Origin of the sequence: Bowmanella sp. JS7-9 (assembly GCF_004329715.1) — a bacterium.
In the GTDB taxonomy this organism is placed as follows: domain Bacteria; phylum Pseudomonadota; class Gammaproteobacteria; order Enterobacterales; family Alteromonadaceae; genus Pseudobowmanella; species Pseudobowmanella zhangzhouensis.
This window is the reverse complement of record NZ_JXSY01000024.1, coordinates 81630-93436: the sequence shown is the minus strand read 5'-3', so window position 1 is coordinate 93436 and position 11807 is coordinate 81630. Positions and strand designations below refer to the sequence as shown.

General features: G+C 48.3%; 9 protein-coding genes and 1 riboswitch. Of the genes, 7 read left to right on the top strand and 2 right to left on the bottom strand.

Features of this window, described 5'->3' with window-relative positions; genetic code table 11:
* Positions 1–29: 29 nt before the first annotated feature.
* Together TK45_RS13635 and TK45_RS13630 are read right to left on the bottom strand one after the other, a co-directional pair.
* Positions 30–1043: an XrtA/PEP-CTERM system-associated ATPase gene (locus tag TK45_RS13635; RefSeq protein ID WP_131259394.1), complete on the bottom strand. Its 1014-nt coding sequence runs from the start codon at positions 1041–1043 to the stop codon at positions 30–32.
* A gap of 63 nt (positions 1044–1106) precedes the next feature.
* On the bottom strand, positions 1107–1469 hold the full coding sequence (locus TK45_RS13630; RefSeq protein WP_131259393.1) for a hypothetical protein: 363 nt from the start codon (positions 1467–1469) through the stop codon (positions 1107–1109).
* Between the two features lie 197 nt (positions 1470–1666).
* Here TK45_RS13630 and ccoG point away from each other — a divergent pair, with 197 nt between their 5' ends.
* The 7 genes from ccoG to TK45_RS13595 all read left to right on the top strand — a co-directional run bounded on the left by ccoG (position 1667) and on the right by TK45_RS13595 (position 11645).
* Positions 1667–3091, top strand: coding sequence for a cytochrome c oxidase accessory protein CcoG (gene ccoG, locus TK45_RS13625; RefSeq protein ID WP_131259392.1), 1425 nt, complete (start codon positions 1667–1669; stop codon positions 3089–3091).
* Positions 3091–4065, top strand: coding sequence for a serine/threonine protein kinase (locus TK45_RS13620; RefSeq protein ID WP_131259391.1), 975 nt, complete (start codon positions 3091–3093; stop codon positions 4063–4065). The genes ccoG and TK45_RS13620 overlap by 1 nt, the downstream gene beginning before the upstream one ends.
* 36 nt (positions 4066–4101) lie before the next feature.
* Positions 4102–4284, top strand: a riboswitch (cobalamin riboswitch).
* A 48-nt stretch (positions 4285–4332) separates the two neighbouring features.
* Entirely contained in the window at positions 4333–6216 is a 1884-nt protein-coding gene (locus tag TK45_RS13615; RefSeq protein ID WP_131259390.1) for a TonB-dependent siderophore receptor, read from the top strand.
* 87 nt (positions 6217–6303) lie between these two features.
* The gene (locus tag TK45_RS13610) at positions 6304–6930 is read left to right on the top strand and encodes a thiol:disulfide interchange protein DsbA/DsbL (protein ID WP_131259389.1); all 627 of its coding nucleotides are present in this window, start codon (positions 6304–6306) and stop codon (positions 6928–6930) included.
* Between the two features lie 232 nt (positions 6931–7162).
* Positions 7163–8374 carry a hypothetical protein gene (locus TK45_RS13605; protein ID WP_254426624.1) on the top strand — a complete coding sequence of 404 codons (1212 nt, stop codon included), beginning with the start codon at positions 7163–7165 and terminating at the stop codon, positions 8372–8374.
* A 1-nt stretch (position 8375) separates the two neighbouring features.
* The gene (locus tag TK45_RS13600) at positions 8376–9470 is read left to right on the top strand and encodes a hypothetical protein (protein ID WP_131259387.1); all 1095 of its coding nucleotides are present in this window, start codon (positions 8376–8378) and stop codon (positions 9468–9470) included.
* 18 nt (positions 9471–9488) lie between these two features.
* Positions 9489–11645, top strand: a complete 2157-nt coding sequence (locus tag TK45_RS13595) for a prolyl oligopeptidase family protein (protein ID WP_131259386.1) — start codon at positions 9489–9491, stop codon at positions 11643–11645.
* Positions 11646–11807 lie beyond the last annotated feature (162 nt).

The following is an 11807-nucleotide window of genomic DNA, read 5'->3' as shown; positions in this document are numbered from 1 at the left end:
GCATAATCGCTGCTTTTTTTGTGTCCGAATTAGTCCGATTTCAGCCGGATATAAGCCTTATATTTTTTGCGCAGCAGATTATCGATATAGCGGGTTAGCTTAATCTTGTGTTGTAGGGCATTGTCGAGTGTATCGACCAGCTCCATTAGCATTCCCTTATAGTAATCAATGTCCTTGAGATCACCGCTGGTAGCTACGCCGGCTTCTTTCACAGGCGTATCTTTTTGTACGAACATTTCGTCTGACACTTCTTTGGCCACTTCACCAATTGCGGCGGCATCTAACTCTTGTTGCTCTTCCAGAAAACCATACAACAAGGCGCGATCGACAAATGTGTTGATCCGACGAGGAATGCCCGTGGTGAATTCATAAATCTTGGCATAGGCCTCTGGCGTGAACAATGGATTGCCATTCCAGCCGGCATGATACATGCGGTATTCGATATAGTTTTTACATTCATCTTCACTCAATGCAGACAAATGGCAGGACGCAACGATACGCTGGCGGAATTGCTCCATATTCGGTGCACGCAAAATGTCCTGCAGTTCATCCTGGCCTAACAGGAAGCTTTGCAGCAAAGGTTTACCCTTGGCCTGGAAGTTAGACAACATTCGCAGTTCTTCAATGGTTTCCAGTGGCAGGTTTTGCGACTCGTCCACCAATAGCAAGGCGCGTTTGCCCTGCTTATGTAAACCGGTTAAGTACTCTTCCAATGCATTCAGGGTTTCAGTTTTGGTTTGTTCGGCGATTTTAATCCCGAACTTTTGCGCGACCATGCGCACCAGCTCGTCTGGCGAGAGTTTGGGGGTAACAATCTGAGCGGCAACGATGTTCTGTTCATCGATATCATTGAGCAGGCTATTAGCGATGGTGGTTTTACCCGTGCCAATGCCGCCGGTGATGACGATAAACCCTTCCGCTTGTGCCAGCCCGTACTCTAAGTAAGACAATGCCCGCTTATGCAGTTTACTGGCGAAGAAAAACGCCGGATCCGGCGTCAATTGAAAAGGTTTGCTGTGTAGCCCGTAATACTGTTCGTACATTGCCTGAGAATCCCTATCGCTGAATGTGTAGCTTACGCGATCCCTCGCGTATAGGGCAATGCCTCAGGATTGTAATCTGGTCTTATTACGGCCAAGTGCACTACACATTTTGTAAAGTGTCTGCCCGTAGATATAGGGATTTTTATCGCCTTCGACGCAATATAACTGGTGAAAGCGAATCGCCCGATGAGAATCAGACGTGACGTCATTCAGATAACGCATCTGATTTTCGTTAAATTGCATGGCGTCCGGCTCGATTGAACGGCGGACGTCAGCTAACGATTCTTGCTTGGGCATTTCTGCGACTTCGAGCATCCAGTCAGCCAGGGTGCTGTGTATGTCTTCCAGCATGTAACTCACAAAAGCTGATCGCAACACCATATAGAGTATTGCAACCTCTACCATTATGATGAACGACTTTTTCATAACTCACCTACAACAATAAACAAAACGGACCCGGACAAGTGCATAATACAGGATGTACAGATTTTGAGCGTATGCAGGACAATACTCAGGTTTTTCCTTTGCGACGTGAGATAGATTTGATTTAACGCAGGTTATTAAGAGAAATCTTAAGTAAACTGATATACTCGTGAACAATATCGAAGAAGTAGCTAAACGCCATGAACGATCAAATTCCGGTAAAAAATATTCCAACGGTAAAAATTCATAAACCGGAACCCAGCAAGCAAAGTGATGCCTACACACCGCGCAGCCATATTTATGTGCGCGCCGTGCAAGGGCCGTTAGAATTGTTCCGCCGTTTTTTTGGGCTGATATTCGTTGGTATTTTCGCGATCTTGCCCTGGCTTACCTACGATGGCCATCAGGCGATCTTGTTTGATCTCTACGAGCAACGGTTCAATTTATTCTCGCTGACCTTATGGCCGCAGGATCTGACGCTACTGGCCTTGATACTCATTGTCTCTGCTTACGGGCTATTCTTTGTCACGACCTTTGCTGGCCGCGTGTGGTGTGGGTTTATGTGCCCGCAAACCACCTGGACGTTTATCTATATCTGGTTTGAAGAAAAGATTGAAGGAAGCCGTAACAAGCGTATCAAATTGGATGAGCGTCCCATGGATTTTGACAAATTCTGGCGCAAATCCCTCAAGCATTTTGCGTGGATCATGGTGGCGTTGCTGACCTCATTGACGTTTGTGGGCTATTTCACTCCGATTAGTGAACTATTCGTTGATTTCTTTACCTGGCAAGCCAGTGGTATGGCAATAGGCACAGTGATCTTTTTCACCATCTGTACCTATGGGAATGCCGGGTGGATGCGTGAAATCATGTGTACTCACATGTGCCCCTATGCCCGTTTTCAGTCGGTCATGTTCGACAAAGATACGCTGATTGTGGCTTATGATGCCAAGCGCGGCGAAGGTCGCGGCCCGCGCTCGCGTAAGATGGATGCAGAAACCCGCAAGGAGAAAGGTTTAGGTGATTGCGTAGACTGCAACCTGTGTGTGCAGGTCTGTCCTACGGGAATCGATATTCGTAACGGCCTGCAATATGAGTGTATTAGCTGCGGGAAATGTGTCGATGCCTGTAATGAGACCATGGACAAAATGGGCTATGAAAAAGATCTCATTAGTTTTACCTCTGAGCACAAGTTAAAAGGTGAAAAAACGCATATTCTGCGACCAAAGCTGGTTGGCTATGCGGTGGTCATGCTGATTATGACGGTTTTACTGGGTGTGCAATTGGCCAATCGTCCCGCGCTGGACATGGATGTCATTCGTGATCGCAATACCTTGTACCGCGAGACGTCAGACGGGCTGATTGAGAACGTCTATACCCTGAAAATCATGAACCGTACCCAAACTGAGAAAACCTATCGGATAGAAGTGGACGGCCTGAAAGACTTGAAAATTACTGGTAAAACCAAAATTACCCTGGCGGGGGGCGAGATTTTGGCACTGCCTATCAGTGTGGCCGCAGACGCCTGGGATCTGAAAGCGATTAATGATTTAGTCATCCGCGTAGTGGACGTCAACGACAGTGACTCTGTCGCTGAAGAAGATACCAAGTTTTTGTTTCACTGATGCAGGACGACTTCAGTTTCGCAGGCCTCGGGCCTGATCTTATTCTGGACGCCATTGAGTCGACGCCAATTCGGGTCGACTCCGGTTTGCTGGCGTTAAATAGTTATGAGAATCGGGTATATCAATTTGTTGCCGACGACCGTCAGCGCTATGTGGTGAAGTTCTATCGTCCAGCGCGCTGGAGCGACGCGCAGATTCAGGAAGAGCACGATTTCGCCGCCGAATTGGCAGGGCATGACATACCATTGGTCGCACCGCTACTCCTTGAGGGCCGTAGTCTGCATCATTATGCAGGGTATCGTTTTGCGATTTACCCCTCCGTTGGCGGGCGCCAGTTTGAAAATGATAATTTGGAACAGCTGGAATGGATGGGGCGATTTATCGGTCGTATCCACCAGGTCGGCAGCGCTAAACCGTTTGCCGTGCGTCCGCGAATCGATACCCACAGCTATCTGACTGAATCTCAACAGCACATCCAATCATCGCAGTTGGTGCCAATGCACCTGAGTACTGCATTTTATACAATTCTCGAGCAGGTATGTGCACTGGCAGCGTCGCAATATCAAGATGCTAAGGCCATCCGCCTGCATGGTGATTGCCATCCGGGTAATATTCTGTGGCGCGATGGGCCAAGCTTTGTGGATTTGGATGATTGCCGTATGGGCCCTGCGGTTCAGGATTTGTGGATGATGCTCTCAGGTGAGCGTCATGAGCGCTTACTGCAGTTGGATGTGCTACTGGAGGCCTACGAAGAGTTTATGCCATTTGATGCTAAACAATTGCGTTTGATTGAGCCGCTGCGTGCCATGCGCATGGTACACCATATGGCCTGGTTGGCAGTACGTTGGCAAGATCCGGCCTTTCCTCGTGCGTTTCCCTGGTTTGCTTCAGATAAATACTGGGAACAGCAAATTTTGGCATTAAAAGAACAACTCGCCGCATTACATGAGCCAGCGCTGTCGCTACATCAATAAAATAGAATAAAGCATTGCTCAGTTAGAACACTTCGTTATACTGCGCGGGAATCAGGTGCTTTTTAGTTAAACGGGAAGTCTGTGCAAAGCAGACGCTGCCCCCGCAACGGTAAACCAGCTAAGTATTGTCATCATGCCACTGTCAAAGGATGGGAAGGCGACAATACGGAGTCACTCCACTGGTAAGCCCGGATACCGGCCTGAATCAGGCCCGGCAACGCCGGAAATCCCCTGTGCTCGGTGGGAGCACACCAGGAATCATCATCAATGAAATATTCTGTAAGCTTTTTGCTGGCGATCGCCAGTACGCCGTTATTGGCAAACTCTCCAATCGAAACCATCAGTGTTTTAGGTTCACGTTCAGATATTGAGCAGTATCGTGTGGCAGGCGCCGTGACCGTGCTGGATGAATCAACTATCCGTGCCAGTGGCGCGGCATTTTTGTCTGAATTATTGCGGATGCAGGCTGGCTTTGCGGTCAGTCAGGCTGGTGGAAGTGGCGCGTTGACCGAGTTACGGGTACGTGGCAGTGAAACCAATCACGTACTTGTGTTGGTTGATGGTGTTGCCATTAATGACGTTGGACAGGGCGGGCTGGTTGATTTTGGTCATTTAACACTCGACGACGTCATCCGCATTGAAATTCTGCGTGGCCCGCAAAGTGCGTTATGGGGCAATGGTGCGTTGGCCGCGGTGATCAGTATCACAACTACGCAGGCTACAGCACGGCGCATATCGCTGTCTGCCGGTCAGGACGAGAGTTATCGCGCAGCGATCAACTGGCAACAGCAATTCGACACTGTCCTGGCCGGTCTCAATGTATCCGCGTTTAAAACCTCAGGTAGCAACCTGAGTTTTACTGGTTCAGAACCTGACGGACATCGCAATACCAGTATCAATGGCAATCTGCAGTGGCAGATAAGTGATGCGCAGACGGTATCCTTTTCGGCACGTCAGCGTTTGTCCCGCAGTGACTTTGATTCGGTGGATTATCTCACTGGCTATCCGGCCGATTCTGATGATTACACAGATGTGTCGCAACAAGGTGCGCAAATGATGTGGCGTTATGAGGGACAGGTTTTTTCACATCAACTGGCGCTGAACTGGCAACGTAATCAAAATGATAGTGTCAGCAATAATCAAAGTAACGGACAGAATCACAGCCAGACCGGACGCGGAGTCCTGCAGACCACCTGGCATTATCGTGACGAAAACGCGCTGACGTTTGCCTGGGAACTGGCGCAGGAACGTTTTACCCAGCGTGGAGAGGTCAGTGCTTATGGCGATCCCAATCAGCAGCAACAAAATACTAGCCGCAGTGTAATCATCGACTGGCAACACGCGCTAAGCAGCAACCTGACATTAACAGCCAGTGGTCGATACGATGATAACCAGGTATTTGCTAATAGTCGTAGCTATAAGTTGGGCGCATCGACGCAGCTTAATCCACAGTGGCGCGTCTATTTAAGTCAGGGTGTGGCGGTAAAAAATCCGTCATTTGTAGAACGTTTCGGCTATTACCAAACCTCACTGTACCCTTTTATTGGCAATCCTGATCTGGCACCAGAGCGCAGTTTTAGCCGCGAGGTAGGCGCCAATTGGCAACGATCGGATGTGGCATGGCAAGTGAGTTGGTTTGATGCCTCGTTAGATAATGAAATTGATGGTTTCTATTACGATTCAGCGCTGGCTGCGACCACCGCAATAAACAAATCTCAGCAAAGCAGCAGGCAAGGTGTCGAGACCAGTCTCAACTGGCACACCGATTTGTTCCAGTTGCAGACCAGCTATACCTATTTGGATGCCCGTGAAGAAGACGCCTTTGGGGTCATTCAGCCCGAGTTAAGGCGTCCCAGACATACTGGCAGCGTGCAGTTAAGTGTCACCCCAATCAATAAATTAACCGTGGTGGCAACAGCGGCGTATAACGGTTCTCATCAGGATTTGTTCTTTCCGCCTGAGCCGCCTTACCAGCAACGTGTGGATTTGGCAGCGTATTGGTTGGTGAATATGAACCTGCACTATGCGTTGACTGAACGATTGGGGATAACGATTCGTGCAGAGAACCTGCTGAATCGTCAATATCAGGATTTAGTAGGTTATCGCGGACAACCGCAACGCTGGTTTGCGGGGATTAATGTGAATTTGTAAATGGTTGATTCAACGGCCTTTGAGCGCTGGAAGCACGCCAGCGCTTTATGCTAGGCTGTCGCAGATCTTAATCAAGGAAAAAGTACGATGAAGAAGTTGTTTGGTTTACTTGCCTTTATGTTGATTTTACCTCTGCAAGCCTGTGCGCAGGAACAGTGGAAAGAAGGTGAACATTACGAAGTGATCGCGGATAAGGCGACACAGACCCGTCAGGTACAGGAGTTCTTTTCATTCTGGTGCCCGCACTGCTTCCGTTTTGAAGGTTTGGTAAAAGACATTCAGGCCAAATTACCTGCAGATGTTAAATTCGATAAAGTCCACGTAAACTTTATGGGTTTCACCACACCTGATGTACAGGAAATGGCCACCGCCGCAATGATGGTCGGTCGTAGCATGGGTCAGGAAGCTAAACTGAACGAAGCAATTTTCAAATACATTCATGTTCAGCGCGGTGCTATCAGCGCGCAGAAAGATTTGAAAAACATCTTCATTATTAACGGGGTAGATGGTGAGCAGTTCGACAAACTGATTAACAGTTTTGGCGTAAAAAACATGGTGCGTCAGAACAATAATCAGATTACTGAGTTCCGTGAAGCTGTACATTCAGTACCGACCTTTATCGTTAACGGTAAGTACAAAGCACAGTTTGCCCGTGGCATGAAGCCTAATGATTTTATTGATTTAGTGGTGTGGTTGTCCCAGTTGGACAACTAATCAATCCTTTTTGATTAAAAAGGCCGGCTTATTTGCCGGCTTTTTTATAGCCAGCATTTATCTGTCTACATTTGGCGGCTATCGGGCGTTAAATCACTGACGTTCAGGGGACTTTCCTGCTAAGGTAAGTCCCTCTATTTATTCAATAAAAATAAGCATGAAGTCGACCGGCATTACATTTATTTCACTCTTAACACTGTTACTAAGCGCCTGTAGTCAGGGTCCTGCTTCGATGGATGAATTAGCCGAGCGCTATGTAAAACTGGTGCTCGCACTGGGTGAACATGATTCAGGCTATGTAGATGCCTATTATGGCCCTGATAGCTGGGTAACCGACGCGAAGAAAATGAACCTTTCCGCGCAACAAATTGCCGGTCAGGCTAAGCAGTTGCATCAGCAATTGGCGGCACTGGTTGATAACGATGAAGAAATGGAAAAACTACGTGGGCATTATCTGGATCGACAATTAGTCGCCTTGCAAGCTCACGCCAACGCGATTGCAAGCGGCAAACGCGCTGCGTTCGATAGTCAGTCGCAAAGTTTGTACGATACCGTCGCGCCGACACATGCATTTGAACACTTCGCCCAACCATTGGCGGAATTAGAGGCATTATTGCCGGGGGATGCGCCGCTTAATCAGCGAGTCGAGACGTTCTTGATGCAGTTTTATATCCCACGCGAAAAACAGGATGCAGTATTCGCGCGGGCCATTGAAGAATGCCGTTCGCGCACAAAGGCGCATATTCAATTGCCAATGCACGAGAACTTCACACTGGAATATGTACAGGATAAGCCGTGGAGTGGATATAACTGGTATCAGGGTAATGCGCAGAGTTTGATTCAGTTGAACGTTGAACTACCCATTGAAATCTCCCGTGCAGTCGATTTGGGCTGCCATGAAGGCTATCCCGGCCACCATACTTACAATGCATTATTAGAAAACAATCTGGTCAACGAAAAAGGCTGGCTGGAGTTCTCGGTTTACCCTTTGTATAGCCCTCAATCCCTGATTGCCGAGGGTAGCGCTAACTATGGTATTGAGTTGGCGTTCCCAGGCGAACAAAAAGAACAGTTTGAACGTGACGTTTTGTTTCCTCTGGCGGGAATTGACCCACAACTGGCGGAGCAATACGCTGAATTTAACCGTTTAAAGGCGGAGCTGTCGTATGCCAGTAACGAAGTAGCCAGACAGTATCTGGCAGGCACATTGCCGGCTGAAAAAGCAATCGAGTTACTCCAAACCTACAGCCTCTATTCACCCGAAAAAGCGGCCCAGCGCATACGTTTCTTTGATACGTATGGCGCGTATGTGATTAATTACAATTGGGGTAAAGACTTAGTCAAAGACTATGTTGAGCAGGCAAAGAGTGAGGACGAGCGCTGGCAGCGCTTTGCTCGCTTACTTGCCAGTCCACGCGTACCTTCTTCAATTTTCTGGAATTAATATGCAACGTTCAGTGTTACTGCTGCTCGCGTCATGTCTGGCAATCAGTGCCAGCGCGGCGAGCGTTCAACTCAATAGCCAAGGGAAATGGGTCATGGACAGGAGTGGGCAGGCCATGGCCAATCCACAGCCTTCTGGTCTGATTTTTCGGGACGATGAATTGTTGTTTATCGCCGATCGTAGCGCCGATATTGAACAGCAACAGAAGATTCATCGATTAGCGCCTGACACTGGCGCATTGATCTATCCTGCATACGCAATTCGCGTTGACGCCTCGTTACAGCAGAGCTGCTTTTTTGAGTATGTCAGCAATATGCCGGATTATGAGGCGCTGGTGATGGACACGGACGATTCATCTGTGTTCTACATGGTGACGGAGGACATGAGTTATTCGCCTCTGACGTCTGACTGTGCAGCGAAATGGCAACCGACAGGGTCTGCGCCCGATCCATTTTTATTATTGCGTGGCGAGTTGCGTGATGATGAGTTTGTGATTACTCACATTCGCCCTATCCAATTCCCAGCCTCTATGGAAATTGGCGAGTTTGCCAATGATGGCATTGAGGGTTTAGCCATGGGTACGGCTCGAACCTTGTATCTGGCGCTGGAAAAAGACACACACAACAATCCGCGTATTATGAGCTTGTCCCTGACGGAAGGCTTCTGGAACGACAATGGTTTTGCCACCGTGACAGAACCTCGGTTACGGTTTCCACAGCCGGGCGATGGTCAGCATCCGCTGAATGCTCTGCAGTATATTCCGATCGATAATCATCCGGGCTATCTGGCCGCATTTGCGCGCAATGTGGATGAATTATGGATGATTGATTTGGCAGGTCACGCCGAGGCACAAGTGATTCCGATGTCGTTTTGGGCGCCTACCGCCAGTGAGCTATGCCCGGCCTATGAGCGTATGGACAATGCCAGTATCGAGGGGCTGGCATGGGACGGCAGCAAGTTGTACCTAATCAATGATCCCTGGAAAGTGAATTACAAAAAGAATATTCAATGTGAATCCAATCGTAACGCTTATGAACGTTATGCTCCGTTGCTGTTTGGAGTTAACTTGCAACGCGATTGGTTCATTCAACAATAACAATGAGGCGCAGATAACATGAAAAAATTATTAGCCAGTACCCTACTGGTGGCGTTGGCTGGCTGCCAGCCACAGGTAGCAGAACAAACAGGTGAACAGGTGCAGCAAGCAAAAGTTGCAGTTAAATCCATTGCGTATCCGATGACCCGCAAAGATGATCAGGTGGACACGTATTTTGGTACCACAGTTGCCGATCCGTATCGTTGGTTGGAAGACGATATGAGTGAGGAAACCGGGGCATGGGTAAAAGCGCAGAATAAAGTGACATTTGATTATCTTAATCAAATTCCCTATCGCGAAGCGATTGAGAAACGTCTCACCACTTTGATGGATTACGAGAAAGTCAGCGCGCCATTTAAAGAAGGCAACTATACCTACTTCTATAAGAATGACGGCTTACAGAACCAAAGCGTGCTGTATCGCGTTGATCAGCAAGGTCAACAGGAGGTCTTTCTCGATCCAAACGCTTTCAGCGAAGACGGTACTACCTCATTAGCCGGTGTTTCTTTCTCAAAAGATGGCAGTTTGCTCGCGTATCAAATTTCAGAGGGCGGCAGTGACTGGCGCAAAGTCATTGTGCTCAATGCACAGACGAAAGAGCAGCTTGAACCGCAGTTGGTGGATGTCAAATTCAGCGGTATCTCCTGGCGCGGCAATGAAGGCTTCTATTACTCCAGTTACGATAAGCCAGAAGGCAGCGAACTATCCGCCAAGACCGATCAGCATAAAGTTTACTTCCATAAGCTGGGCACGCCGCAAGACACCGACGTTCTTGTTTTTGGTGGCACAGAAGCTGAAAAGCACCGTTATGTTGGCGCAGAGGTAAGCGAAGATAAGCGCTTCCTGTTTATTTCCGCCGCGGTGTCGACCTCAGGTAACAAGTTGTTTATGCGTGATCTGACAAAGGCCGATAGTGAATGGGTAACCATACTTGACGACACCAACTCAGATACGGATGTGTTGGAAGTCAAAGGTGACACGCTTTATTTGATCACTAACCTGGATGCGCCGAATAAACGCGTGGTTAAAGTGAATGTCAGCGATCCGCGTCCACAAAATTGGCAGGATGTGATCCCACAAACCGACAATGTATTGAATGTGGCGACTGGCGCGGACTATATCTTTGCAAACTATCGTGTCGATGCGGTATCTCAGGTTAAACAATATGACTTCGAGGGTAACCTAATCAGAGAGATCACTTTGCCGGGTAAAGGCAGTGCATCAGGTTTCTCTGGTAAGAAAGAGCAGGACACGCTGTATTTTGGATTCACCAGTTACACCACGCCCTATACGATTTACAGCCTGAATCCCAAAACCGGTGAAAGTGCGGTCTACAATCAGCCAGCTATCGACTTTGACCCCTCGCAATATGTGTCAACTCAGGTGTTCTACACCTCAAAAGATGGCACCAAAGTACCGATGATCATTACCCACAAAAAGGGAATCGAGCTAAACGGTAAAAACCCAACCATTCTCTACGGTTATGGTGGCTTTAACATCAGCCTTAACCCGGGCTTCAGCTCAGCAAACGCGGTATGGATGGAGCTGGGTGGCGTATACGCTGTTGCTAATCTGCGCGGTGGCGGTGAATATGGTAAGGCCTGGCATAACGCGGGTATTCAGACCAAAAAGCAAAATGTATTTGATGATTTCATCGCGGCTGCGGAATATCTGCAATCTGAAAACTACACATCTAAAGACTATCTGGCGATTCGCGGTGGTTCTAACGGTGGCCTGTTAGTCGGGGCGGTAATGACCCAACGTCCGGACCTGATGAAAGTGGCGTTACCTGCAGTGGGCGTATTGGATATGTTGCGCTATCACACCTTTACTGCCGGCGCGGGCTGGGCTTATGACTATGGTACGTCAGAGCAAAGTGAAGAAATGTTCAAATATTTATTAGGTTATTCACCTGTGCACAACGTCAAAGCGGGTGTCGCTTATCCTGCTACTTTAGTCACCACTGGTGACCATGATGATCGCGTGGTGCCGGCGCATTCCTTTAAGTTTGCCGCGGAATTACAGGCTAAGCAGGCGGGTGATAATCCAGTCCTGATCCGCATCGAAACCAACGCCGGTCACGGCGCAGGGACGCCAACCAGCAAAATTATTGAGCAATATGCGGATATCTTTGGCTTCACTCTGTTCAATATGGGTGTACAGCAACTACCCTAAACATTACCCAGTTATGCAAAAACCGCCCTCGGGCGGTTTTTTTGTGCAAATTGCTAAAAAAACATTCAAAAAAATTACCAATGTGAGCAATGACTTACTCCAAAAGTTAGGATATTTAGCCTAATCAGGCTTTACCTGTCGATGAATCCGCATACAATGCGC

Bases quoted from the DNA above. Each gene is read 5' to 3' on its own strand.
- TK45_RS13630 (WP_131259393.1), bottom strand. From the start codon at position 1,469: ATGAAAAAGTCGTTCATCATAATGGTAGAGGTTGCAATACTCTATATG.
- TK45_RS13595 (WP_131259386.1), top strand. From the start codon at position 9,489: ATGAAAAAATTATTAGCCAGTACCCTACTGGTGGCGTTGGCTGGCTGC.
- TK45_RS13635 (WP_131259394.1), bottom strand. From the start codon at position 1,043: ATGTACGAACAGTATTACGGGCTACACAGCAAACCTTTTCAATTGACG.
- TK45_RS13615 (WP_131259390.1), top strand. From the start codon at position 4,333: ATGAAATATTCTGTAAGCTTTTTGCTGGCGATCGCCAGTACGCCGTTA.
- TK45_RS13620 (WP_131259391.1), top strand. From the start codon at position 3,091: ATGCAGGACGACTTCAGTTTCGCAGGCCTCGGGCCTGATCTTATTCTG.
- ccoG (WP_131259392.1), top strand. From the start codon at position 1,667: ATGAACGATCAAATTCCGGTAAAAAATATTCCAACGGTAAAAATTCAT.
- TK45_RS13610 (WP_131259389.1), top strand. From the start codon at position 6,304: ATGAAGAAGTTGTTTGGTTTACTTGCCTTTATGTTGATTTTACCTCTG.
- TK45_RS13605 (WP_254426624.1), top strand. From the start codon at position 7,163: ATGGATGAATTAGCCGAGCGCTATGTAAAACTGGTGCTCGCACTGGGT.
- TK45_RS13600 (WP_131259387.1), top strand. From the start codon at position 8,376: ATGCAACGTTCAGTGTTACTGCTGCTCGCGTCATGTCTGGCAATCAGT.